Origin of the sequence: Pseudonocardia adelaidensis (assembly GCF_039543345.1) — a bacterium.
In the GTDB taxonomy this organism is placed as follows: domain Bacteria; phylum Actinomycetota; class Actinomycetes; order Mycobacteriales; family Pseudonocardiaceae; genus Pseudonocardia; species Pseudonocardia adelaidensis.
The window spans coordinates 54,907-78,676 of record NZ_BAABJO010000032.1 but is presented as its reverse complement, the minus strand read 5'-3'; the positions used below and the strand labels follow the sequence as shown (position 1 = coordinate 78,676).

Genomic DNA, 23,770 nt, shown 5'->3' with positions numbered 1-23,770 from the left:
GCGCCCTACATGTTGCGCCGGTACTGGCCACCCACCTCGAAGAACGCGTCCGTGAGTTGGCCCAGGCTGCAGACCCTCGCCGCCTTCATCAGCTCGTCGAAGACGTTGCCGTCGCCGGTCGCCACGTCCTGCAGCCGCCGGATCGCGTCGGCCGCGTCGCAGGCGTGACGCTGCTGGAAGTCGGACAGCCGGTCGAGCTGGCTGCGCTTCTCCGCCTCCGTGGCCCGGGCGAGATCGATCTCCTGCGGCTCGCCCGCCTCCTCGCGCACGAAGGTGTTCACGCCGACGATCGGCAGCGACCCGTCGTGCTTGCGGTGCTCGTACAGCAGCGACTCGTCCTGGATCCGGCCGCGCTGGTAGCCGGTCTCCATCGCGCCGAGCACGCCACCGCGCTCGGAGATGCGGTCGAACTCGGCGAGCACGGCCTCCTCGACGAGGTCGGTGAGCTCGTCGATGATGAACGAGCCCTGCAGCGGGTTCTCGTTCATCGACAGGCCCCACTCCTTGCCGATGATCAGCTGGATCGCCATGGCCCGGCGCACGGACGACTCGGTGGGCGTGGTGACGGCCTCGTCGAAGGCGTTCGTGTGCAGGGAGTTGGCGTTGTCGTACAGCGCGCAGAGGGCCTGCAGGGTGGTGCGGATGTCGTTGAAGTCCATCTCCTGCGCGTGCAGCGACCGGCCCGAGGTCTGCACGTGGTACTTGAGCTTCTGCGACCGCTCGTTCGCCCCGTACTTCTCCCGCATCGCGATCGCCCAGATCCGCCGGGCCACCCGCCCGATCACCGAGTACTCGGCGTCCATGCCGTTGGAGAAGAAGAACGACAGGTTGGGCGCGAAGTCGTCGATGTCCATGCCGCGCGCGAGGTAGCTCTCGACGAACGTGAAGCCGTTGGCGAGCGTGAACGCGAGCTGGCTGATCGGGTTCGCCCCGGCCTCGGCGATGTGGTAGCCGGAGATCGAGACCGAGTAGAAGTTGCGGACCTTGTGCCGGATGAACCACTCCTGGATGTCGGCCATCATCCGCAGTGAGAACTCGGTGGAGAAGATGCAGGTGTTCTGGCCCTGGTCCTCCTTGAGGATGTCGGCCTGCACCGTGCCGCGCACGTTGGCCAGGGCGAAGGCGGTGAGCTCCTCGCGCTCCGCGGCGTCCGGCTCGCGGCCCTCCTCGGCGCGGAACCGGTCGATCACCTGGTCGATCGCGGTGTTGAGGTAGAACGCCAGTATCGTCGGCGCCGGCCCGTTGATCGTCATCGAGACGGACGTGGTGGGCGAGGTGAGGTCGAAGCCGTCGTAGAGCGCCTTCATGTCCTCGAGCGTCGCGATCGAGACGCCGGACGTGCCGACCTTCCCGTAGACGTCCGGGCGGGTGTCGGGGTCGCGCCCGTAGAGCGTCACGGAGTCGAACGCGGTCGAGAGCCGCTTGGCCTCCGAGTGCTCGGAGAGCAGCTTGAACCGGCGGTTCGTGCGGAACGCGTCGCCCTCGCCCGCGAACATGCGGCCCGGGTCCTCGCCCTCGCGCTTGAACGCGAACACGCCCGCCGTGAACGGGAACCGCCCCGGCAGGTTCTCGGCGCGCAGGAACCGCAGCAGCTCGGCGTCCTCGGTGAATCGCGGCAGCGCGACGCGCGGCACTTTGTTGCCCGAGAGCGTCTCGCGGGTGAGCCGGGTGCGCAGCTCCTTGTCGCGGACCTGCACCACCATCTCGTCGCCGCTGTAGGCCTCGACGACCTGTGGCCACTCGTCCAGCAGCGCCGCGGACGACGCCGGCAGGTCCCGCTCGGCCTGCCGCAGCGCCTCGTCGACGGCGTCCCCGACGAGCTCGCGGGCCGTTCGCAGGTGCTGGCGCCGCCGCGCGGCGTCCACGTGCTTCGCGGTGCCGGCGTGGTAGCCACGCACCGTTTCGGCGATCTCGGACAGGTACCGCACCCGCTGCGGCGGGATGATCGCCGCGTACTCGCTGGAGGTCTTGCGCTCGGGGCGGCGCAGCCTGCCCTCGCCGACCGTGAGGCCGTCCTTGGCGAGCAGGTCGCGCACGTGGTGGTAGAGCGCGGTCACGCCGTCGTCGTTGAACGTGGCGGCGCTCGTGCCGAAGACCGGCATGTCCTCCCAGGATGCCCCGAACTCCTCGCGGTTGCGGACCAGCTGCCTGCCGACGTCGCGGCGGGCGTCCTCGGCCCCGCGGCGCTCGAACTTGTTGATCGCCACGGCGTCGGCGAAGTCGAGCATGTCGATCTTCTCGAGCTGCGACGCGGCGCCGAACTCGGGCGTCATCACGTAGAGCGAGCGGTCGACGAACGGCACGATCCCGGCGTCGCCCTGCCCGATGCCCGGCGTCTCGACGATCACCAGGTCGAACCCGGCCGCCTTGAGCACGCCGATCACGTCCCCGAGCCGCTCGGGAAGGCCGGCCTCGGCGCCCCGGGTGGCCATCGAGCGGAAGAAGACCTGGTCTCCCGTGAGCGAGTTCATCCGGATCCGGTCGCCGAGCAGCGCGCCCCCGCCGCGGCGGCGGGTCGGGTCGACGGCGAGCACGGCGATCCGGAGCTTGTCCTCCTGGTCGAGGCGGAAGCGCCGCACGAGCTCGTCGGTGAGGCTCGACTTGCCGGAGCCGCCGGTGCCGGTGATGCCCAGTACGGGAACCTCGTGCCGCGGGGTGAGGTCGAGCTCCGCGGGCAGGCGGCCGGCCTCGGCGAGGGTGAGCGTGCGGGCGAGGGTCGCGGGCTCGCCGGTGAACAGCCCGTCGAAGGAGTCGGGGGGAGTGGCGGCGAGGTCGACGTCGCACTCCCGGATCATGCTGTTGATCATCCCCGGCAGCCCGAGCCGCTGGCCGTCCTCGGGGGAGAAGATCCGCGAAACCCCGCGCGAGTGCAGCAGCTCGATCTCGCGCGGGACGATCACGCCGCCGCCGCCGCCGTAGACCTTCACGTGCCCGGCGCCGCGCTCCCGCAGGAGCTCCACGAGGTAGGTGAAGTACTCGATGTGCCCGCCCTGGTAGGAGCTGACGGCCACGCCCTGGGCGTCCTCCTGGATCGCCGCCGTGACGACCTCGTCGACCGAGCGGTTGTGCCCGAGGTGGATCACCTCGGCGCCCTGGCGCTGCAGGATGCGCCGCATGATGTTGATCGCCGCATCGTGGCCGTCGAAGAGGCTGGCGGCGGTGACGAAGCGCACCGGATGCACCGGCTCGTGCAGCTCTGCCATGGGTCGTCCTCTCACCCGTACCTCAATTTAGTTTGGCTTCCGAGTATCGGACGTGCAAGTTCCGGGGCGGTGTCCTGCGCCACGGGGGCTGTCGGAGGCGCTAGATCCAGCCCATCTCGGTTGCGATGCGGATGCCGTCGACGCGGTTGCGGGCGCCGAGCTTGACGGTGGCGGACGCGAGGTAGTTGCGCACGGTCCCGACGGTCAGGAACAGGTCGGAGGCGATCTCACGGGGCCCGGTGCCACGGGCGAACAGGCGCAGTACCTCGGCTTCCCGTTCGGTGAGGGGGTTGGGGCGGGTGGTCAGGGTGGCCACGGCGAGCGCGGGGTCCACGACCCGGCCGCCGGCGGCGATCTGCCGCACCGCGTCGACGAGCGTCCGGGCGGGTGCGTCCTTGCCGAGGAAGCCGCTGGCGTGGTTGGCGAGCGCCGTGCGGAGGTTGCCCGGTCGCGCCAGCGCGGTGAGGATCAGCACGCGGCAGTCCGGCAGCTGCTCGCGCAGGTGGGCGGCGGCGGTGAGGCCATCGGTGCCGGGTAGGTCGATGTCGAGCACGGCGACGTCGGGTCGGTGGTGCAGAGCGGCCGGCACGATGGCGTCGCCGGTGCCGACGGCGGCGACCACCTCCAGATCGGGCTCCAGGTCGAGCACGACCACCAGGCTGTCGCGCAGGATCGCGGTGTCCTCCGCGACCAGGATCGTGGTCACGCGAGACTCCCGGCGGCGACGGGCAGTGGCACCGCGGCCTCCAGGACGAACCGCCCGTCCGTGTGCCGCCGCTGCAGACTGCCGTCGATTGCGGCCAGTCGGTCGCGCAGGTTCGCCAGGCCCTGCCCGGGGCCGTCGGACTGCGGGCAGGCACCGTCGCTGCGAACGGTGAGCCCGACGCCGGCACCGGCGACCGTGACGTCCAGCTCGACCCGCGTGGGCCTGCTGTGCCGCAGCACGTTGGTCACCGCCTCGCGCAGCACGGTGGCGAGTGCGGCGTCGACCTCTGCCGGGAGCGGCGGCGCCTCGAGGCTGCCGCGCACCTCGATCCCACCCCACCGGAGGATCTCGGCGGCCGTCCGCAGCTCGGTGGCCAGCGCGGGTCGCGGCGGTCGAGTGGGAACCGCGCCGGCGTCCTCGCGGGTCGCGGCCGCGACGGCGAGCAGCTCGCCGATCTCGTGCCGCGCCCGGCCCGGGTCGGTGGCCAGCAGCGCGGCGGCGATATCGGTCTTGAGCGCGATCGCCGAGAGGCCGAGCCCGAGCAGGTCGTGGGTGTCGCGGGCGATCCGCAGCTGCTCGCGGACCGTGGCCAGCTCGGCGAGCTCCGCCCGCGCCTCGACCAGCTCGGCGACGACGCCGGTCAGCCGCGACAGCCCGTACACCACCAGCCCCCAGGCCGCGGCGACGCCGGCCACGTACCCGGTCCACAGGACCCACGCCAGCAACGGAAGCGGGCCGAGCGGGGCCACCGCGACGAGCGTGGGCATGCTGAGCACGGCCGCCGCGAACCCGGCCCACCGCAGCCGCGGTGCGAGCAGCAGCAGCGCGCTCCCGGCGAGGAACGCCACCAGCGTCATGCTGCCCGAACCGACGAAGGGGTAGAAGGCGTAGGTCAGAACGGCCTGCAGCGCGAACGTCCACCTCCAGCCCCGTGGTCTCGTCCCGGCAGCCGAGTGGCGCCATTGCAGCAGGACGATCGCCGCGGACACGACGACTGCCGCGAGGACCACCGGAGGCGAAGGGACCGGGACTCCGGCGTCCGGGTACGCCACGTTCAACACGTTGAGCACACCGAACATCACGAGCGTGGCCAGCAGGACGAACCGGGCGATCCGGGGCGCCAGCACCCCGGTGCGCTGCGCAACCGGATCACCGGAGGGATCGGGCGGGCCCGCGGGCAGGTTGCGACGGATCTCGGCGGCCGCATCGCGAACGATCCGCCCGGCCCGCTCCAACTCCCGGCGGGCTCGGCCGGGTGCCGTGTCGACGCCGCTCAGCGCGAGGGCGGCGCACCGGAGGACCTCGTCGAGGCGGTCGACCACCGCGGCCCGCAGTCGCTGGGCTCCGGCGAGGCGCTGGTGGGCGACGGCGGCGTCGACCAGGTCGGAGCGGGTCGCGTGCAGCGCAGCGGCCATCTCGCTGAGGCGGACCAGGCCGTAGAGGGCGATCCCGGAATCGGCGTAGGCGATGAGGACCCAGGTGGGCGCGACGTCCGGGTTCACTTCGGGCAGCCCGACCGCGAACCGCACGGCCAGGTCCGCCGCGGCGGCGACGACGAAGAGCACCCAGTTCCGCGGCGTGCGCAAGGTGAGCAGCAGCAGCCCGCCCAGGGGGCCGGTCACCCCGCCCGGCCATCCGGCCCCGAACAGGGCGAACGGCGCGAACGTCACGACGGACTGGAGCGCGAGCAGCGCGACGTACCAGCGCGCCCACACCGCTCGACCGACACCGGACACGTACCAGAACGGCAGCACGAAGACGGCCACGACGAAGGGGACGTGCGAGAAGTCCGGGTGGGGGCTGGGGTAGCTGGCCCTCGCCAGCAGCACGCCTGCGAGGAAGACGGGCGCCAGCAGGCCGAGCCGCCCGAGTGACGGGTCGCTGCCCTGCCCGCTCGGTGCCGTCGACCGCTGCGCCTGCACGGGCCGGACGGTATGCGGTTGCCGCCCGTTCCGGCAACGACCCCCGGCGGTGGGGCTGACCTGCGCGATGTGCGGAACGCACATCGCCGGCCGGGCGTAACCCACGGGCGGTCGGTGCGCCGTGCACTGGGGCCGTCCGGGCGGCCCGGAAGAGACTGGTCGCGCCGCCGGGACGGTCCCGGGGTTCCGCAGGACCGAGGAGCCGACATGCCGCTGGTGACCGCCGATCTCGCCGTCTCGATGGACGGCACCGCCGCGGGCCACGACCAGTCCGCCGAGCACCCCATGGGCGCCGAGGTCGGGTTCCGCCTGCACGACTGGTTGATCGAGCACGCCGACGACCACGCCGCCGAGTTCGCCGCGATGCACGACGCAGGGGCGTTCGTCATGGGCCGCCACATGTTCGGCCCCGACCGGGGCGAGTGGGATCTCGACTGGACCGGCTGGTGGGGCCCCAACCCGCCCTACCAGGCGCCGGTGTTCGTGCTCGGGCACCGGCCGCGGCAGCCCGTCGAGATGGAGGGCGGCACGCGCTTCACCTTCGTGACCGAGGGCGTCGAGGCCGCGCTGAAGCTCGCGCGCGATGCCGCGGGCGACCGGAACGTCGCGATCGCGGGCGGCCCCACCACGCTCAACGCGTACCTGCGCGCCGGTCTCGTCGACGAGCTGCGCCTGCACGTCGCACCGCTCGTGGTCGGCACCGGGATCCGCGTCTTCGAGGGCGTGGCCGAGCAGGCCTACGTCCCGGTGTCGAGCCGCACCACACCGCACGTCACGCACCTGACGTGGCGCCGCGGCGGCTGACCCGACCACCACCCCGTGTCGAGGCGCCGCGCCCGGCTCCGTCCCCGTGGCGACCATCGGCCGCAACGGCAGAGGGAACGCCGGCGCGGCTGGACACGCACGGCCGAACCCGACAGGAGATCACCATGGACGACACCGATCAGCAGGACCTCCGGCCCCGGCGCGGGACGATCGAACGGATGGACAACGTCGCCATCGTCGTCGACGACCTCGCGGCCGCCGTGGCGTTCTTCACCGAGCTCGGACTCGAGCTGGACGGCAGGACGACGGTCGAGGGCGGCGCGGTGGACCGCATCGTCGGGCTCGGGGGAGTCCGGTCGGACATCGCGATGATGCGCACCCCGGACGGCCACGGACGGCTCGAGCTGATCAGGTACCAGACGCCGTCGGGTCCACGGGGTGACCGGTGCGCTCCGGCGAACACGCTGGGCCTGCACCGCGTCATGTTCGCGGTCGACGACATCGAGGACGTCCTCACCCGCCTGCGCGGCCACGGCGCTGAGCTCCTCGGCGAGCTGGTGCGGTTCGAGAGCTTCCTGATGTGCTACCTCCGCGGCCCCGCGGGGATCATCGTCGCGCTGGCGGAGCAGATCAGGTGACCGGGCGGAGTTCCGGACCAGCGCTACGTCGCCGCCGCCGTGACGAGGGCGGCGGCGTCGGCGAGCAGGGCGACCTCCGCCTCGCTGAGCGAGCGGTCGGCGGCCCGCCGCGCGATGGCGCCGTCGAGCATGGGGAGCGGGTCCTCCTCGGCGGCGCCGAGGAACGCCGTGAGCATCTCCGCCGCCACGCCGGCGTACTCGTGGCCGGGTTCCACCGCGGCTTGGGCGAGGATCACCGCGGAGAGGGCGACGTCGAGCCCGGGCGGCCCGTCGGCGGCGTTCGTCCAGTCGATCAGCACCGGCCCGCTCGCGGTGAGCACGACGTTGGCGGGGTGCAGGTCGAGGTGCAGCAGCCGTTCGCCGGGGGCGCCGGGCCGGGGCGGGAGGGCGTGCAGCCTGCCGTGCAGGTCGGCGAGCACGCGGCCGGCGTCGTGGACGTCGTGGTCGCCCGCGGCGACGGCGTCCAGGAGGACCGGGCCGTACAGCCGCTCCATCACGAGGTCGGTGCCGGCGGCGGTGAACACCCGGGGCGCGGGGAAGCCGTGGGCGGTGACGTGCGCCATCGCCGCGGCCTCGCGCGTGACCTCCCCGCGGCCGTGCTCGCGGTAGCGGCGCAGCACCCTGCGGTCGTCGAGGGCGTAGACGTCGGCGGTGCGGCCGGTTCCGATGAGCTTCAGGCGACGCGCTCGACCGGCGGGAGCTCGACGGTGGGCAGCTCCACCGTGGGGCGGTCGTCGATGCCGCGGGGCGCGGGACGGGACCGGCGGAGGCGCCGGAGCGCCATCGGGACGACGGCGCCGAGCAGCATGAGCACGGCCCCGGAGGCGGCGATGCCCACGGCTGCGGACTCCGGCGCGACCATGACCAGCACGAACGCGACACCGGGCCACCACAGTAGGGCCCGGATCGGGCCGGGGACCGACCATTCCCGTTTCTCTGGCGCCATATGAGTTTCCTACCCGGTCCGGTCTTCAGCCATGCGCCCACCCCCGCTACCCCTAAAGGTCTAGCGTCAGGGTATGAACCACGAGGGTGCACTTGTCGACCAGAACAGTCGACTGGGTGAACTCCTGACCACGGCCGATCCCGAGACGCCCGTCCCGACGTGTCCGGGCTGGGTGCTCCGGCAGTTGCTCACACACGTGGGCCGCGGCGACCGGTGGGCCGCGAAGATCGTGCGGGACCGGGCCGATGCGCGGGTCGACATCCGCACGGTGCCGGACGGCAAACCGCCCGCCGACGACCCGGTCGGCTGGCTCGCCGACAGCGCCCGGATGCTGATCGACGAGGTGGCCCGCACGGGCCCCGACGCCCCGGTGTGGACGTTCACCGGCCCCAAGCCCGCCGCCTGGTGGATCCGGCGTCGGCTGCACGAGTCCACGGTGCACCGCGCCGACGCCGCGATCGCCCTGGGCGTGCCGTTCCTGGTCGAGGCCGAGCTCGCGGCCGACGGCGTCTCCGAGTGGCTCGACATCCTCGCCTCCCGCCCCGTCCCGGACGCCGGGCCGATGCTCCCCGACGGCGCGACCCTGCACCTGCACGCCACCGACGACGGCCTCGCGAGCGGGGAGTGGCTGGTGCGGTCCGAGGGCGGCCGGGTCGCCTGGGAGCACGGGCACGGCAAGGGAGCCGTCGCGGTGCGGGGGAGCGCTGCCGATCTCCTGCAGGCTGTGATGCGGCGGATCCCGGCCGACGACCCGCGCCTGCAGGTGCTCGGCGACGCGGCGGCCTGGCGCACCTGGCTGGAACGCACCCCCTTCTGACCGCACCCCGCGTCATCCTTTCCGCCGACGCGGATCTCGGCACTTCTCGGGATTCCCCGGCCCGGCCCTCGACCTAGCGTCCGGGCAGTGGAGAACGTGGTGCAGCTGGTACGGGAGAACCCGATCGTCGCCCTGATCCTCGGGTGCGAGGTCGGACTGTGGGTCCTGCTCGGGCTCGGTCTGGTCGCCCGCTACCTGCTGCGGCTGCGCACGCTCAGCACGCTCCTGCTGGCCGCGATCCCGCTGCTCGACGTCGTGCTGGTCGTCGCCGTGACGCTGGATCTCCTGCGGGGCGCCGAGCCGCGGTCCGTGCACGGGCTCGCCGCGGTGTACCTCGGGTTCAGCGTGGCGTTCGGGCCGAGCATCGTGCGGTGGGCGGACGTGCGGTTCGCGCACCGCTTCGCGGGTGGCCCGCCGCCGGTGCGGCCGGCGAAGGGCACGCCGGAGCGCGTCGCGTCCCTGTGGCGGGAGTGGAGCCGCGTGGTCGTGGCCGCCGCGATCGCTTCAGCGGTGCTCGGCGCGCTCATCCTGTTCGTCGCGACGCCGGAGCAGTCCGGGCAGCTGTCCTCGTGGATATCGCGGCTCTGGGTGGTCGTCGGGATCTGGTTCGTGGCCGGACCGCTCTGGGAGAGCGGCTCGCGCGCTACGACGGAGGGTCGTCGTCGAGGAGGTCCATGAGGAGGCAGTCGTGCCACCCGCCGTCCGTCGACCGCTCGTAGCTGCGCATCACGCCGACGGGCTCGAACCCGGCGCGGGCGCAGCTGCGGATCGCCCGCTCGTTGTGCGCTGCCGGGTCGATGGTGACGCGGTGGTGGCCGCGGGTCCGGAACAGGAACCGCACCATCGCCCGCAGCGCGTCGCAGCCGAGGCCCTGGCCCTGGTGGTCGGGGTGCAGCGCGAGGTCGAGCGCCGCGTGCCGGTGGTCGGGGTCGTTCTCCTCGCGGTAGAGGATCAGACCGACCACCTCGCCCGCGAGCTCGATCGCGTAGCACTGCGGCCCGAGCAGCTCGCGCCGCACCCGCTCCAGGTCGTAGCCGCCCCACCAGGGGGCGATCTCGGGGTGGCGCAGGATCGCGAGGAACACCGGCACGTGCTCGGGAGTGGTGGGACGCAGTACGACGGTCTGGCCGGCGATCGCGGAGGGTGCTTCGGTGGCGGTGGCCGTCATCCGGTGATCCCCTTCATCTCGTGAGGTCGGTGCTCGTGAGGTCGAGGCGGGCGCGCTCGACGAGCGACGCGGACGAGCGCGGTTGCTCGAAGATCGCTTCCGCGCGACGCCCGTGCAGGTCGAGCGTGGCGATCGTGTTTCCGAACAGCGGTCCGAGCAGGCGCCGCCACGACAGCGGCTTGGGCGCGGCACCGGCGCGCAGCGCCCACCGCTCGGCGAAGCGGCGGGCGGCGCGGGACCACGCGAGCCGGAACCCCGGCCGCACGAACCAGTGGATCTTGTTGTGCACCGGGGAGCAGGTGAGCTGGTGGACCCGGGCGGGCGGTGCCCCCGGCAGGTCGGCCAGCGCGGCATAGCTGTGGTGGACGTCGCCGGACAGCACGCTCACGGTGGCGACCCCGCTCCCGGCCGCGCGGCCGATCATCGCCGTCAACCGGTCGAACGAGGTGCGGAACGCCGCCCAGTGCTCGAGGTCGGCGGCCCGGCGGACGCTCTCGGCGATCCGCCCCCGCCGGCCGGGGCGGGCCGCGGCGATCTCGTTGACGGTCTCGAGGTCGCCGATCGCGTGCGGCAGCAGCCACGGCACCGACGTCGCGATCAGGAGGTGGTCGACGTCGCCCGCGGCCGCGGCCTGGTCTTCGAGCCACGAGAACTCGGACTCGCCCAGCATGAGGTGCCGGCCACCCTCGAGGATCCGGCCGTTCCGGGAGTCGATCATCAGCAGGCGGCTTCGCCCGAGGTCCCAGCGGAAGCTGAACCGCGCGCCCTTCTCGCCGTCGGTCTCGGTGTCCGCCCGGTCGGCGAGCTCCACCAGCAGCGGCCACGTGTCGCCGCCGTGCTCCACGACCTTGCGGTAGTCGGCGTCCGAGGCGAGGTCGTCCGGAGCCAGGTTGCCGATGTGCTGGTACACCCAGTAGGAGGCGAGCGCGGCGCGGATCCGCTCGCGCCACCACGGCTTCTCCTGCATCTCGGCACGCCAGCTGGCCGAGGTGTTCCAGTCGTCGCGCACGTCGTGGTCGTCGAAGATCATCGCGGTGGGCACCGTGGACAGCAGCCAGCGGATCTCCGGGTCGGTCCACGAGTCGCCGTAGAGCCCCACGTACTCGTCGAAGCCGACGATCTCGTCGTCCGGCCAGTCCGGGTGCCGGTCCGACCGCACGGCGATCCGGCGGCGGTTGCGGGGCGTCAGCTCGTCGGCGTACACCTGGTCGCCGAGCAGCAGGAGCGTGTCGGCCCACTCCTCGTGCGGCAGGTTCGCCATGCGCGCCGCGTACGCGTCGAGCGCGTCGATGCCGAGCTCGGCCGAGAGCTTCTGGTCGACCACCTTGGCGTAGCGGCACGACCCGAAGACGACCCGCTGCCGCGCCTCGCCGCCCCCGCGCGTGCGGATGACGCTCGGCGGGAACGGGCTCGTGGCAGGCGGCCAGACCCGCTCGCCGTCGACCTCCACCTCGTAGGCAACCCGGTCACCCGGCTCGAGCCCGGTGACCGGCACGAGCGCGTAGTGGTGCCCGGCCACCTCGAACGTCCGTGCGCTGCACCCGAGCACCGACACCGTGGCCGCCCGCTCGGTCTGGACCCAGATCGACGCCGTCGTCTCACCGACATGGCGCAGCACAGGGCCGAGGACCAGGGGCACGGCACCACCCTAGTGAGTGACCAGGCGCGTCGCCGTCCGCCTCAGGCGTGGTCGAGCGCGAGCAGGGCCGCGCCGATCTTGCCCGCGTCGCCGCCGAACGTCGCCGGGACGACGGGCGGGACGCCGCGAGCGGTGGGGGCGTAGGCGTACTCGCGCGCCGTGGCCCGGGCGGGCCCGAGCAGCAGCTCGCCGGTCTCGACCAGCCCGCCCCCGACGACCACGGCGTCGACCTCGAAGATGTTCGCCAGCGACGCGATACCGACTCCCAGCCAGCGGCCGAGCCGGGCGAACAGCGCCTTCGCGACCTCGTCGCCCTGGTGCACGGCCTTCAGTACGGTGTGCCCCGTGACCTCGCCGTCGTCGGCGCCGATCCGGGCGATCAGGCCGTCCGGGTCGTCCTCGGCGGCCTCGCGCGCCATTCGCGTCAGTGCCGTGCCCGACGCGAACGCCTCGAAGCAACCGTGGTTGCCGCAGCCGCAGCGCGGGCCGTCCGGGTTGAGGATGATGTGGCCCAGCTCGGCGCCGAGGCCGGTGGGCCCGCGGTAGATCCCGCCGTCCATCACCAGTCCGCCGCCGATGCCGGTGCCGACCGTCACCAGCACCATGTTCGGGTACGGCTCCCCGAGCCGGGCCTCGGCCAGCGCGGCGACGTTGGCGTCGTTGTCGACGGTGACCGGGAGGTTGGTGACCTTCTCCAGCTGCTCGCGTACGGGCCAGTCGCGGTAGGCGTTGTTCGGGGCCCACAGCATCCTGCCCGCGGGCCACTCGACGATCCCCGCGGCGCCGACCCCGATCGTGACGACGTCGTGGTCCGCCCTGAGCCGTTCGATCAGCGAGAGCAGCACGGCCGTGACCGACTCGGCGTCGGACTCCTCCGGAGTCGGCTCCACGAGCTCCGCCACCACCGTGCCGTGCTCGTCGACGACCGCACCCGCGATCTTGGTGCCGCCGATGTCGAGCCCGATGGCCAGCCTGGGGGTCATCACCCTCGCATGATGTCACCACCGATTGATCGATACAGCGAACGGTCGATCCGGCGTTTGGACACGGTCTTTCGCGGGGATGCGCTCGACATGCTCCTTCGACGAGTCGCCCGACCCATGCTCGCCGCCCTGTTCATCCAGGGTGGCATCAACGCCCTCCGGGCCCCGGCGGCGCACGCGCAGGCCGCCAAGCCCGTCCTCGACGCGGTGGCCCCGGCGGTCGACAAGGTCGTCGAGGTCGCCCCGGTCCAGCAGCGCCCCGACGAGGAGATGCTGGTCAAGATCGACGCCGGGGTGAAGATCGTCGCCGGGACGATGCTCGCGTTCGGCAGGTTCCCCCGGCTCGCCGCCACCGCGCTCGCGGCGACGCTGGTCCCGTCCACCCTGGCCGGCCACCGGTTCTGGGAGGAGACCGACCCGGCGCGCAAGCAGGAGCAGCAGATCCACTTCCTGAAGAACGTCAGCATGTTCGGTGGCCTGCTGATCGCCGCCGCCGACACCGAGGGCAAGCCGTCCATCGGGTGGCGCGGCCGCAGGGCGGCGAAGCTCGCCGCGATGCAGGCGGGCGCGGTGACCGGCGCCGCGGCCGACGCCACCGGGCGCGTCACCGGCGTCGTGCACGACGCGGGCGGCAAGCTCTCCGGCTCCGCGACCCAGGCAGGTGGCACGGTCGCGGGCCTCGCCGCCGGGCTGGCCGGGCTCGCCCCGGCCACCGGCGCTGCCGTCTCCTCACGCGCGTCGCGGGCCGGCTCGGAGCTGACGTCCCGGGTGGAGGAGATCGCGGCCGACGTGTCGCGGCGCGCCGCCAAGGCCCGCAAGCGGGCGGAGAAGCGCGGTGCCAAGCTGCAGAAGATGGCCGACAAGCGCGGCGCCCACCTGCAGAAGGCCGCCGCGAAGCGCAGCGCGCAGTTGCAGAAGCGCGCCGCGAAGCGGACGGCCGACCTGCAGAAGCGGCTGGACAAGGCCCCAGGGCTGGCGAGCAAGCTCGGCCACGACGTCGCCGCCCGCGCCTCCGCGGTGGGCAGCGAGGTCGCCCACCAGGCCGGCGGGCTGGCCAAGGACGCGCGCAAGCGCGCCCACGCCCTCACCGCCCACTGACGGACGGGCCGCTCAGGCGGTGTCGGAGCCGATGAACCCCTTGGAGATCATCCAGTTGCGGGCGACGATGCCGGGGTCGTCGCCGTCCACGTCGACCTTCTTCCCCAGCTCGATCATCTCCTCGTTGTTCAACGCCATCGCGACGGGCTGCATGACCTGCTCGATCTCCGGGTGGCGCCGGTAGAGCTCCTCCCGGAGGACCACGCAGATGTTGTACTGCGGGAAGAACCGCTTGTCGTCCTCCAGCACGCGCAGGTTCAGCCCGGCGATCCGGCCGTCGGTCGTGAAGATCTCACCGAAGTTGCAGGTGCCGTTCGCGATGCCCGCGTAGATGGCGCCGGTGCCGAAGGTCTTCACCTCGGTGGTCGGGAAGCCGTAGGTCGCCTGCACCCCCGGCAGTCCGTCCTGCCTGCTCGCGAACTCGGTCTCCACGCAGAACACGGCCTGGTCGGGGTTCTGCTGCAGGAACGCCGTCATGTCCGAGGTCGTGCGCAGGCCGTGCTCCTGCGCGTAGGCCTCCGTCACGCCGAACGCGTAGGTGTTGTTCAGCTGGGAGTACGGTAGCCACCGCAGCCCGTTCTTCTGCAGGTCCTCGTCGCGGACGGCCTCGTACTGCGCCTGCTCGTCGGGGATCGGGTCCGTGTGGCCCAGGTAGTTGATCCATCCCGTCCCGGTGTACTCCCAGGTCAGATCGATGTCCCCGGTCTGGAGGGCGAGCCGGGAGTTCGACGACCCCTGGATGTTGGTCAGGTCCCGCACGTCCGCCCCCGCCGCCGACAGGGCCAGCTCGGCCATGTACCCGACGAGGATCTGCTCGGTGAAGTCCTTGGACCCCACCGTGATCGTCACGTCCTCCAGTCCCGGGACCGGGGCGATGGTGCCGGGGGTGACGGTGAACGGGACCGCGGTGTTCTGGCTCAGCCCACAGCTCGACAGGACGAGCATCGCGGCGGCCACCAGCGCCGTGGCGGGCCTGCTCACCGCTCGGCCTCGCTGCGCTCGGCCGGCGCTTCGCGCGGGGCGCTGTGACGTTGATTCGCTCGCAAGCTCGCTCATGCCGCCCCCCTCGGTGCGAGCCAGCGCTCGGCCATCCCGCCGACCCAGTCGACGAGCAGCGCCAACCCGATGGCCAGCGCCGCCCCGACGTACATGACGGAGTTGAGCTGCAGCTTGTAGCCGGTGTCGATGAGCTCGCCGAGCCCGCCCCCGTTGACGAAGAAGGCCAGGGTCGCGGTGCCGACGGCGAGCACCAGCGCCGTCCGCAGGCCGGCCAGGATCAGCGGGACCGCCAGCGGCAGCTCGACCCGCATCAGCACGCCCCATGCGGACATCCCGATGCCGCGCCCGGCGTCGATCAACGACGCGTCCACCTGTTGGATGCCGACCATCGTGTTCCGCAGCACCGGGAGCAACGTGTAGAAGACCAGTGGGATCGCCACCGCCCAGAGGCCCTCGATCCCGGACCACAGGAAGAACAGCACGATCACGCCCAGCGCGGGCGCGGCCTGCCCGATGTTCGCGATGGCCAGGAACACCGGGCTCAACCAGCGCAGGCGCGGCCGCGTCAGCGCGATGCCGAGCGGCACCGCGATCACCACCACGAGCGCGCTCACGACCACCGTGATCAGCACGTGCTGGCCGGTCAGGCCGAGGATCGTCGGGAGGTTGAGCGTCTCCCGCTCGTTCGCGCTGAGCTCGCCGCTCAGCGCCCAGACGACCACAGCGCCGACGATCAGCACGACCGCGACCGGCTGGATGAACAGCCGCAGCCGGTCCGACCGCAGCGCGACGTTCGGTCGCTGCCCGACCGGCCGCGTACCGCTGACGCCGGGCAGGCCCTCCACCGCGGCCGTCATGCGCCGTGCTCCTCACGGACGTTCGCGATCACGCTCGTGACGGTGCCGATGTCGATCGTGCCGAGCAGCTCGCCGCGGTTGCCCGTGACGACCGTCCGGCCGCCCTCGGTGAGGATCGCCTCCAGCGCGTCCTGCAGCGTGGACTGCATCGACACGGAGTCGCCGACCGGCTTGCCCACGCCGTCGAGGGACTGCCTGCCCGGCAGCTCCCGGACGTGCACCCAGCGCTGCGGGCGCCGTCGCGCGTCGAGGACGAGTGCATAGGTCCGGCCCGCCTTCGCGAGCTTCTCGGCGACGGCGGCGGGGCGCTCGTGGTCGCCGACCGCGAGCACCTCGCTCGTGTCGATCTCGACGTCGCGCACCCGCATCAGGGTGAGCTGCTTGAGCGAGGCGCCCGCGCCGACGAACCCGGCGACCGTGTCGGTGGCGGGGTTGGCGAGGATCGCGTCCGGGGTGTCGTACTGCTGGATGGTCGAGCGGTCCCCGAGCACGGCGATCTTGTCGCCGAGCTTCACGGCCTCGTCGAAGTCGTGCGTGACGAACACGATCGTCTTGCCCAGCTCGGACTGCAGGCGCATGAGCTCGTCCTGCAGGTTGCCGCGGGTGATCGGGTCGACGGCACCGAACGGCTCGTCCATCAGCAGGACGGGTGGGTCGGCGGCGAGTGCCCGGGCCACCCCGACGCGCTGCTGCTGGCCGCCGGAGAGCTGGCGCGGCAGCCGGTGGGCGAACGTCGCGGGGTCCAGCCCGACGAGGTCCATCATCTCCTCGACGCGGTCGGCGATCCGCTTCTTGTCCCACTTGAGCAGCCCGGGCACCACGGCGATGTTCTGCGCGACGGTGTAGTGCGGGAACAGCCCGGCCTGCTGGATGGCGTAGCCGATGGTGCGGCGCAGCTGGTCGGGGTCGATGTGCAGCGCGTCCTCGCCATCGATGGTGATCGTGCCGGACGTCGGCTCGACCATCCGGTTGATCATCCGCATGGTCGTGGTCTTGCCGCAGCCCGACGGGCCGACGAACACGATCACCTTCCCCGCGGGGATGGTCATGGTGAACTCCTCGACCGCGGGGGCCGAGGTGTTCGGGTACTTCTTGGTCACCTTGTCCAGGCGGATCTCGGCGCCGCAGACGCCCCGTTCCGTCGGCTGCTCGATGGTCTCAGTCACGGATCCCCCTCGGGACGGTCAGACGGGAGATCAACACGAAGATCCCGTCGAGGATCAGGGCGAGGACGACGACGCCGAGCGTCCCGGCGAGCGCCTGGTTGAGCGAGTTGGCCGAGCCGGCGCGCGTCAGGCCGGAGAACACCTCGGAGCCCAGCCCGAAGCCCTTGGCATAGGCGGCGATCACCGCGATGCCCATCAGCATCTGCGCCGAGACGCGCATCCCGGTGAGGATCGCGGGCCACGCGAGGCGCAGCTCGACGCGGGTGAGCACACCCGCCCGCCCCATCCCGATGCCCTTCGCGGCGTCGGCGACCGCGGGATCCACCCCGGCCAGCCCGACGATCGTGTTGCGCACGATCGGCAGCAGGCCGTACAGGGTCAGCGCGATGACGCTGGGCGTCACACCCAGCCCGACGATCGGGATCAGCAGGCCCAGCAGGGCGAAGGACGGGATCGTCAGGACCGTGCTGGACAAGGCCGTGGCGATCGCCGACCCCGCCGGGCTGCGGTACACCATGATCCCGACGGCGACCCCGATCACCGCCGCGAGGATCGTGCACTGGACGACTCCGCTGACGTGCAGCCAGGCCTGCAACGACAGCCGGTCCCACCGTTCGGCGATGTACTGCCAGAGACTCACCCGCGACCCCCTCCCACTGTTCATCGACCGCTTGCACACCGTCCGCGGCTCGGCCCGGCGGTGCGGGCACCCTATGCCGCCCGGACCGCTCCTGCCGGACAAGCTTCGGAGCGGTGTCACCGCGCGCCCGGTGGTCCCGGCCCGCCCGACCGCGGGGAACGCGGCTCATGGTGCTTCCCGGCTCGGACGCGCGGGCGCGTGACGACGGCCTGGCCGCTGTGCGCCCGCCCGCGTCGTTGATCAAGGGGAGATGGTGGCGAGTTGATCTCTGGGAGCGACCATCCGCCTTGGTCACCGACCGGGGCGCGGGAGGGTGGGGACAGCGGCAGCCGGGTGCTGGTCGATCACGGCGGCTGAGGTCCTCGTGGCCGCGGGGGTTCGGTAGCCTCGCTGGGCCGGGGCGGTAGCTCAGCTGGTTAGAGCAGCGGACTCATAATCCGTCAGGTCGTGGGTTCGAGTCCCACCCGCCCCACCTCTGACCAGCTAATTTAGTCGTCCAACGATCAACTTCGAGCGCCCGGGTGCGGGTTTGGGTGCGAGTGGCATCCGAAACATGCCTGGTCAGGACGCTGAGAGCCGCAAGCGGGGCCGGATCGAGAAGCGCGGCAACTCGCTGCGCGTGCGTGTCTACGCCGGCGACGATCCGGTCTCCGGCCGCCGCCTGTACCGCAATGAGACTGTGCGGGGCACGGACCGGGCTGCCGAGAAGCGCGCGCAGAAGGTGCTGACCAAGCTGCTCGCCGAGGTGGACGCGCAGCGCGCCCCGACGTCCACGGTGGCGCTCTCCTACGTGCTCGCCGAGTGGCTGCGGACGGCCGAGCTGGAGGACGCGACGCGGCGCACGTACGTCGGCTACATCGACCGCACGATCGTGCCCGCGATGGGCGACGTGGCGGCCGACCGGCTCACCGCGCGGACGCTGGAGAAGCTGTACGGCGAGCTGCGCCGCTGCCGCGTGCGCTGCGACGGCCGCCCGTTCGTCGAACATCGTTCCGACGACGCAGAACACGACTGCGGGAAGACGAAGTGCCGCCCGCATGTCTGCCGCCCGATGGCGGCGTCCACGGTGCGGCAGATCCACTCGATCATCAGCGCCGCCCTGTCGGCCGCCCTGCGGTGGGAGTGGATCGCGTCGAACCCCGCACGGGTCGCTCAGCGCCCGCGGCAGAAGGCACCGGAGCCCGACCCGCCGTCGGCGGTCGACGCCGCCCGCCTGCTCGATGCCGCGTTCGAGATGGACGACGACTGGGGAACGCTGGTGTGGCTCGTCATGACGACGGGCATCCGGCGCGGCGAGGTGTGCGCACTCCGGTGGCGACATGTCGATCTCGACGGCGAGACGATCGAGATCCGGCGCGCCTACACCCTGCACAAGGGCGTCGGCGTCGAGAAGGACACCAAGACCCACCAGATGCGGCGCATCGCGCTCGACTCGGAGACGGTGGCACTCCTGCGCGAGCACCGGGCTCGGGTTCAGGCTCGACTTGCGGATCTCGGCGGACCGTTCTCGGAGCAGACGTACGTGTTCACGAGCGTGAGGGCCCCCGACCACAGCAAGCCGTACTCGCCGCACGCGGTGTCGAGCCGCTACAAGGACATGGCGGAGCGGCTGGGGATCGACACGCACCTGCATGCCCTCCGCCACTACTCGGCAACCGAGCTGCTCTCGGCGGGTGTCGATCTCCGTACGGTCGCCGGTCGTCTCGGCCATGGCGGTGGGGGAGCTACAACGCTGCGCGTGTACGCGGCATGGGTCGCGGCGTCGGACCGGAAAGCCGCGGAGCTGCTCGGGTCTCGCCTGCCGAAGCGCCCGACGACCTAGCAGAGTCGATCCTGACGCGCGAATGCGGCTGTCTTCACGGCCGCCCGCGCGAGGTCCAACCGAATCAATGAAACTGGTGGGTAGGGCGGATTTCCCTCTCGACGCTGGTCGAACCTCCTAGGTGTTCTATGTTCTCACTACCTCGCGAGGACCTTCGGAAGATGCTCTGGCGCCTTCTCCCGGAGCCAGCGGAAGGAATGATGCTGTCTTGTGAGGCGTGTGAGCTGCGAGGTGTCGAGGCCGATCTCCTTAAGGAGAATCAAGGTGATCACGGCTGCCGTCAGCTCTGCAAGGGCATACATCGCTGGACCGGTGAGCGGCTCCTCAGGCTCATCGACGTCGAAGCGATGCACCAACACGTTCCTCGCATCTGTGGCCGCTCTCGCCCACCGGTTCGACCGAGGCATGAATGGCTCGACAACCTCGGTCCCCAGCCGGTCTACCAGCTGCATCAGCCGCTGCTTGAGACTCGGCTCGTTCCAAAGTCGACTGGTGAGCCACTCCTCGTGCTCGGGGGATATCGCCGCGATGAGTGCGGTCCGCATCGTCTCGAACTCTGCGCGAGACACGTACCTACTCTCGGGCAACAGCCGACGGTGGAGTCCTTCGGCAGCTGCGACCGCCGTGATCAGCCGGTTCTCCACGAAGGACTTGCCCATGTAGCGCTGGCCAAGAAGCATGCCGATCACGGGCCCGAGGCGATCCATCACCTTGAACCACCTGGGCAGAAGATCAGCGAATGCGAGGTCCTTGAGTGTGAAGAGCGCCCGATGGCTGGCAACTGCCTTGTCGTCGGGCTGTGCCCTGTAGAGCGGTGCGAGGTATGCCTCCACCACCAGGGGGTGGGCTGGCGTCGTGTCTGTGTCGGGAGGCGTGGGCTGCGCCGGCTTGGTGCGGATCAGGCTGATGTCATGCAGGCCGCAGGGCGTATCCATAGCCAGGGTGAGGAGGTCTTGAAACGGCTTCGTCCACTTCGTGATCAAATCCTGTGCGCCGCGCGACCCGGGAACAGTCACCACTAGGTGGGCTCGCTCCGTGATCGACTCGACCGTGCGGCCAGCGCGGGCGTCTTCCCCGGTCGAGCCGCTGAGGCGCAGCTGAATCGATGCGCCTTCAACGTGCGTTGTGAGCGACTCTACCTGTTTCCAGCTGGCCGTGACTGAGCTAGCGCGGCCGTCGACCTGCTCAAACCCGCGGTCGAGACCGGACTCCTTCGACCAGGGCAGAAGGTGATCGATCCCGATGACGATTCTGTCGAAGAACTGCTCCTCGGGCTCTTCTAGCCAGACGCCGACGAGCATGAGCCGGGCACGCAGCGTCTGCCGCCAGCTGTCGATCCCACCGAGCCCGGTACGAAAGCGGCGTTCGTGACAGTCCAGCAGTGTCACTGCCTTGCCGTCACAGGCGCCGCGGATAAGTGGAACATCTGCCGCCGGTTCCATCGACAAGCCGCCGGGCGCCTGTTCGTCAGACTCCCTGATGGCGCCCAGGAGCCGCAGACTCGGCTCGGATCCGTCGTAGGTCAGGATTCCGGCGATCTTGTGGTCTTCTCGGCCTGGCAACCACCAGTGCCCTTCCAGCGTGCGGTCACGCACCTCTACGACTCCAGGGTTCCGCAGCGGATCACCAGCGAGATGATGGCAGACAGCTTGGTTCTCACTGGTCGGTGGCGTCGTACCACAGCGCACCGTTGCGGTCTCGCGCCGATATCGGCGATCTTGCGCTGACCTCGCCCCGCGCGGTCAGTCATCCGATGCTGCGCGCCCCGGATGCTCCTACTGTGCGCTGTGTGGCGGACGAGCATGGAGCGTGGCGCACGTTCGGCGAGAAGACGATCTACGAGAGCAGCCCGTGGGTTCGCTTGGGGCTCGTCGACGTCGAGGCGCCGAACGGCGAGCGGTGGGACTACCACGTTGTCCACTTCGGACGGATCGCCGTCGCCATGATCGTCGATGAGGATGCCGACACCGTGCTCATGCTGCACCGCTACCGCTTCCCCACGGACCAGTGGGGGTACGAGCTGCTCGGCGGGCTGGTCGAGGACGGCGAGGACCCGGCCGCCACCGCGGTGAGGGAGGCTTTCGAGGAGTCGGGTTGGTCCCCGGTCGGCCCTCCGGAGGAGCTGATCGGGTTCGAGCCGCTACCCGGCAACGCCACCGCTCATATGTCGGTCTACCTGTGGCGCCAGGCGGAGCGGGTCGGCGAGCCGACCGACACTGAGGAGGTGGGCCGCGTCGAGTGGGTGCCCCTCGATCGCATCCCAGAGCTGGCGCGGCGCGGCCAGCTTCTGGGCAGCGGCGCGCTGGTCCCGCTGCTCTACTACTTGGCCACCCGCACCCCGCGGCCGACGTCTTAGGCGTTCGAGCAGCGAGAGCAACTGCGGGCATGCATGGTCCGGCCCACAATGTTCGCCGCCATCTCGTCGAGAGCGACTCGCAGGGCGCTCGAGGCGCGATCGGAACGTCCGTCGCGCCGGCGAGAGGCGTTCAGCTTGTGGCGAAGCCGCATGAGCCGCGACGGTCAACCTGACTCATCCGAGTCGGCTTCGCGCTGCGGGGAAACGTTCGGGCCAGTATCGTTCGACTGGTCATCCTTGGAGCCGGGGCGGTTCTTTCCGGACATCTCTCCACCGGAATGGTTTGCCTCGCCTCCGTCCTCCGAGACAGAAGCGTCCGGCATGGACACGTCGGGGCTGCTGTTGACCGGCGGGTCTACTGATATCTGAGTGTCGGAGTCTTCGTGTGGGTCACGTGTCGCCGGTGGCGTGCTAACAATTTCGTGTGTCTTCGATGCAGTACCGCTGTCCGCGACTACCTCGACGACGACGGTTTTGCGAAAAATGCCCACTGAGGGCGCAGCCCAGTAGATGCGGATTAGGCAAGATGAGTCCGGGCCGATCGCGGCATCGATACAGTCGGTCGGATCGAGGCGGAATACCGATGTGTCAGATATGGATACTGAGCGAACTACGTCGGGCGCCTTGGCGGTGACCTCAAACGCCTCATTGTATTGAACGTCATTACTAGCGCCACGGCCAGCAATGCCTATCGCTACGTTGTTGGATTCCACTGGCGGCGGTCGCTCACCCTCTTCGACCGACCGATCAATCCTAGGTGAATCGTCGTTTCGGGGCGGCGAATTGTTGCGGCCTGATGCAATGTCGCCCGGCGTCGCGGCGCCAATGTCTGATTCGCCATTCTCAGGCGATTGCCTGATCCCGGCCGACCCATCTACTCCAGGAGTCGAGTTCGCCCGAGTTATCATTGGCGAATGATCTTCCGTGGAAGCGTAGGGGGCGTTATCACACGCGCATGCGAGCGATAACGCCATCAGTAGCACAGGCACTGCACGATGCATCTCAACCCCCAGGACCGATTTCCACGCGTAGCTCCGCGGTGTCGGCAAGGATCACGACCGTGCCCCCGTCCTGGGTCCACGTGTCAGGCAGGAGGAAGTACTTCCCTCCGGAGAAGAGGAGCAGCCGCAGGCCGGAGTATTGGCGCGTGTAGCGCCCGCTTTCGCTCGCGGCAAGCGGTTTACTCGGAACAGTGTGAAGGGCGAGGGAGCGCTCGCTGTAGACGGTGACCGCCGGCAGTGATCCGAGATCGTTTGCCAACTGTTGTCCTCGGCCGCGGCCTAGCGCTTCGGCATAGAGGGAGGTCGCCCAGAAGACGCCGAGCACGGCGAGCCCGATGGCTGCAATGGCCGCGGCCCGGAAATAGCGTCTATCTACATCTCCGAGTAGTAGGTGGCCAACGTGCACAGTAAACAGTGGCGCGGTTGCGAGCAGTGCGGGCGGCGTGAGGTAGCCGTCGGCGGGAAACGAGAGCGGGATGAACGCCCCGGCGAAGCCGGCCGCGGAGAGGAGTCCGCCCACCACGAGCGTTATGGCCAGCGCTGGCCGACACCAGCGTGTGTCATAGCGGCGAGCGGCGAGGCGGGCCAGCCCGCCGTGCGCGGCAACCCCAACCAAGACGGCGAAGAACAACACGACGAGTGGAACGACGCCCGCCTCCGTGCCGCGGATCAGGTAGTCGGTCGTTGAGAAGCCCAGGACGCCGGTGGTCAGCCCAAACCAGCCGACCCGTCCCACAGTCAGCTCGAAACCGAACCAGTAGAGAACGGCGGTCACCATTGTCGCGGGTGCAAGAAAGAGGCCAACGACCTCCAGTACCTGCTGCACCTTGATCGGGGCGGCTGGTCCGTCGGCGGGACGCAGCGTCGATGCGTGACGGCCCGCGACACCGTTCAGGTTCGCGACGCGTGGGCGCGTTCGTCCCAGTGCTTGACTCACGCGCCCCTCCATTCACCAGCACACGTGGTGCACAGTCAGTCGCAAGTCGAGCGCCCCGCGTTAGGGCCCGGTACGAAGCTCGCTGCGTGGGCCGCTCGTTGAAGATC

22 protein-coding genes and 1 tRNA gene are annotated in these 23,770 nt (G+C 70.8%); 8 read left to right on the top strand and 15 right to left on the bottom strand.

Annotation, left to right across the window (positions count from 1 at the left end):
* Positions 1-5: 5 nt before the first annotated feature.
* The 3 genes from icmF to ABEA81_RS32550 form a co-directional block, all read right to left on the bottom strand.
* Positions 6-3,203 (bottom strand): fused isobutyryl-CoA mutase/GTPase IcmF, encoded by a 3,198-nt coding sequence (gene icmF / locus ABEA81_RS32560; protein ID WP_345610472.1) that lies wholly within the window; start codon positions 3,201-3,203, stop codon positions 6-8.
* A 100-nt stretch (positions 3,204-3,303) separates the two neighbouring features.
* On the bottom strand, positions 3,304-3,909 hold the full coding sequence (locus ABEA81_RS32555) for a response regulator transcription factor (RefSeq protein WP_345610471.1): 606 nt from the start codon (positions 3,907-3,909) through the stop codon (positions 3,304-3,306).
* Positions 3,906-5,831 (bottom strand): sensor histidine kinase, encoded by a 1,926-nt coding sequence (locus ABEA81_RS32550; protein ID WP_345610469.1) that lies wholly within the window; start codon positions 5,829-5,831, stop codon positions 3,906-3,908. The genes ABEA81_RS32555 and ABEA81_RS32550 overlap by 4 nt, the downstream gene beginning before the upstream one ends.
* Positions 5,832-6,038: 207 nt before the next feature.
* Here ABEA81_RS32550 and ABEA81_RS32545 point away from each other — a divergent pair, with 207 nt between their 5' ends.
* Together ABEA81_RS32545 and ABEA81_RS32540 are read left to right on the top strand one after the other, a co-directional pair.
* A complete protein-coding gene (locus tag ABEA81_RS32545) occupies positions 6,039-6,635 on the top strand; it encodes a dihydrofolate reductase family protein (RefSeq protein ID WP_345610468.1) in 597 nt (198 codons plus the stop codon).
* Between the two features lie 125 nt (positions 6,636-6,760).
* Entirely contained in the window at positions 6,761-7,234 is a 474-nt protein-coding gene (locus tag ABEA81_RS32540; protein WP_345610467.1) for a VOC family protein, read from the top strand.
* A 23-nt stretch (positions 7,235-7,257) separates the two neighbouring features.
* Here the strand turns inward: ABEA81_RS32540 and ABEA81_RS32535 are convergent, their stop codons facing one another.
* The gene (locus tag ABEA81_RS32535) at positions 7,258-7,854 is read right to left on the bottom strand and encodes a phosphotransferase (RefSeq protein ID WP_345610465.1); all 597 of its coding nucleotides are present in this window, start codon (positions 7,852-7,854) and stop codon (positions 7,258-7,260) included.
* A gap of 53 nt (positions 7,855-7,907) precedes the next feature.
* Positions 7,908-8,180 carry a hypothetical protein gene (locus ABEA81_RS32530; protein ID WP_345610464.1) on the bottom strand — a complete coding sequence of 91 codons (273 nt, stop codon included), beginning with the start codon at positions 8,178-8,180 and terminating at the stop codon, positions 7,908-7,910.
* Between the two features lie 73 nt (positions 8,181-8,253).
* Here ABEA81_RS32530 and ABEA81_RS32525 point away from each other — a divergent pair, with 73 nt between their 5' ends.
* Positions 8,254-8,997 (top strand): maleylpyruvate isomerase family mycothiol-dependent enzyme, encoded by a 744-nt coding sequence (locus tag ABEA81_RS32525; RefSeq protein WP_345610463.1) that lies wholly within the window; start codon positions 8,254-8,256, stop codon positions 8,995-8,997.
* Positions 8,998-9,084: 87 nt separating this feature from the next.
* Positions 9,085-9,675 carry a hypothetical protein gene (locus tag ABEA81_RS32520; RefSeq protein ID WP_345610462.1) on the top strand — a complete coding sequence of 197 codons (591 nt, stop codon included), beginning with the start codon at positions 9,085-9,087 and terminating at the stop codon, positions 9,673-9,675.
* Here ABEA81_RS32520 and ABEA81_RS32515 read toward each other — a convergent pair.
* Genes ABEA81_RS32515 through ABEA81_RS32505 form a run of 3 tightly spaced genes read right to left on the bottom strand, consistent with a single transcriptional unit; the run spans position 9,641 to position 12,787 of the window.
* Positions 9,641-10,165, bottom strand: coding sequence for a GNAT family N-acetyltransferase (locus ABEA81_RS32515; RefSeq protein ID WP_345610460.1), 525 nt, complete (start codon positions 10,163-10,165; stop codon positions 9,641-9,643). The genes ABEA81_RS32520 and ABEA81_RS32515 overlap by 35 nt on opposite strands.
* Before the next feature lie 13 nt (positions 10,166-10,178).
* Positions 10,179-11,804, bottom strand: coding sequence for an alkaline phosphatase D family protein (locus ABEA81_RS32510; RefSeq protein ID WP_345610459.1), 1,626 nt, complete (start codon positions 11,802-11,804; stop codon positions 10,179-10,181).
* Between the two features lie 41 nt (positions 11,805-11,845).
* Entirely contained in the window at positions 11,846-12,787 is a 942-nt protein-coding gene (locus ABEA81_RS32505) for an ROK family protein (RefSeq protein WP_345610516.1), read from the bottom strand.
* Between the two features lie 117 nt (positions 12,788-12,904).
* Here ABEA81_RS32505 and ABEA81_RS32500 point away from each other — a divergent pair, with 117 nt between their 5' ends.
* The gene (locus tag ABEA81_RS32500) at positions 12,905-13,885 is read left to right on the top strand and encodes a DoxX family protein (protein ID WP_345610457.1); all 981 of its coding nucleotides are present in this window, start codon (positions 12,905-12,907) and stop codon (positions 13,883-13,885) included.
* Positions 13,886-13,897: 12 nt separating this feature from the next.
* On the opposite strand, the gene ABEA81_RS32495 is transcribed toward ABEA81_RS32500, so the two are convergent.
* From ABEA81_RS32495 to ABEA81_RS32480, 4 genes are all read right to left on the bottom strand, one after another.
* Positions 13,898-14,830 carry a glycine betaine ABC transporter substrate-binding protein gene (locus tag ABEA81_RS32495; RefSeq protein ID WP_345610515.1) on the bottom strand — a complete coding sequence of 311 codons (933 nt, stop codon included), beginning with the start codon at positions 14,828-14,830 and terminating at the stop codon, positions 13,898-13,900.
* A 107-nt stretch (positions 14,831-14,937) separates the two neighbouring features.
* Complete coding sequence (locus ABEA81_RS32490; RefSeq protein ID WP_345610456.1) at positions 14,938-15,741, bottom strand: ABC transporter permease; 804 nt, start codon at positions 15,739-15,741, stop codon at positions 14,938-14,940.
* Positions 15,738-16,907 carry an ABC transporter ATP-binding protein gene (locus ABEA81_RS32485; RefSeq protein WP_345610454.1) on the bottom strand — a complete coding sequence of 390 codons (1,170 nt, stop codon included), beginning with the start codon at positions 16,905-16,907 and terminating at the stop codon, positions 15,738-15,740. Before ABEA81_RS32485 ends, ABEA81_RS32490 begins: the two co-directional genes overlap by 4 nt.
* Positions 16,900-17,547, bottom strand: a complete 648-nt coding sequence (locus ABEA81_RS32480; RefSeq protein ID WP_345610453.1) for an ABC transporter permease — start codon at positions 17,545-17,547, stop codon at positions 16,900-16,902. The genes ABEA81_RS32485 and ABEA81_RS32480 overlap by 8 nt, the downstream gene beginning before the upstream one ends.
* 397 nt (positions 17,548-17,944) lie before the next feature.
* Here ABEA81_RS32480 and ABEA81_RS32475 point away from each other — a divergent pair.
* Both ABEA81_RS32475 and ABEA81_RS32470 read left to right on the top strand, forming a co-directional pair.
* Positions 17,945-18,019 (top strand) — tRNA-Ile (locus ABEA81_RS32475).
* A gap of 81 nt (positions 18,020-18,100) precedes the next feature.
* Complete coding sequence (locus ABEA81_RS32470; RefSeq protein ID WP_345610452.1) at positions 18,101-19,369, top strand: site-specific integrase; 1,269 nt, start codon at positions 18,101-18,103, stop codon at positions 19,367-19,369.
* Between the two features lie 137 nt (positions 19,370-19,506).
* On the opposite strand, the gene ABEA81_RS32465 is transcribed toward ABEA81_RS32470, so the two are convergent.
* Positions 19,507-20,964 carry an ApeA N-terminal domain 1-containing protein gene (locus ABEA81_RS32465; RefSeq protein ID WP_345610450.1) on the bottom strand — a complete coding sequence of 486 codons (1,458 nt, stop codon included), beginning with the start codon at positions 20,962-20,964 and terminating at the stop codon, positions 19,507-19,509.
* A gap of 194 nt (positions 20,965-21,158) precedes the next feature.
* Here ABEA81_RS32465 and ABEA81_RS32460 point away from each other — a divergent pair, with 194 nt between their 5' ends.
* The gene (locus tag ABEA81_RS32460; protein WP_345610449.1) at positions 21,159-21,725 is read left to right on the top strand and encodes an NUDIX hydrolase; all 567 of its coding nucleotides are present in this window, start codon (positions 21,159-21,161) and stop codon (positions 21,723-21,725) included.
* A 164-nt stretch (positions 21,726-21,889) separates the two neighbouring features.
* On the opposite strand, the gene ABEA81_RS32455 is transcribed toward ABEA81_RS32460, so the two are convergent.
* Together ABEA81_RS32455 and ABEA81_RS32450 are read right to left on the bottom strand one after the other, a co-directional pair.
* Positions 21,890-22,438: a hypothetical protein gene (locus ABEA81_RS32455; protein ID WP_345610448.1), complete on the bottom strand. Its 549-nt coding sequence runs from the start codon at positions 22,436-22,438 to the stop codon at positions 21,890-21,892.
* Positions 22,439-22,727: 289 nt separating this feature from the next.
* On the bottom strand, positions 22,728-23,663 hold the full coding sequence (locus ABEA81_RS32450) for a hypothetical protein (RefSeq protein ID WP_345610447.1): 936 nt from the start codon (positions 23,661-23,663) through the stop codon (positions 22,728-22,730).
* Between the last annotated feature and the right edge of the window lie 107 nt (positions 23,664-23,770).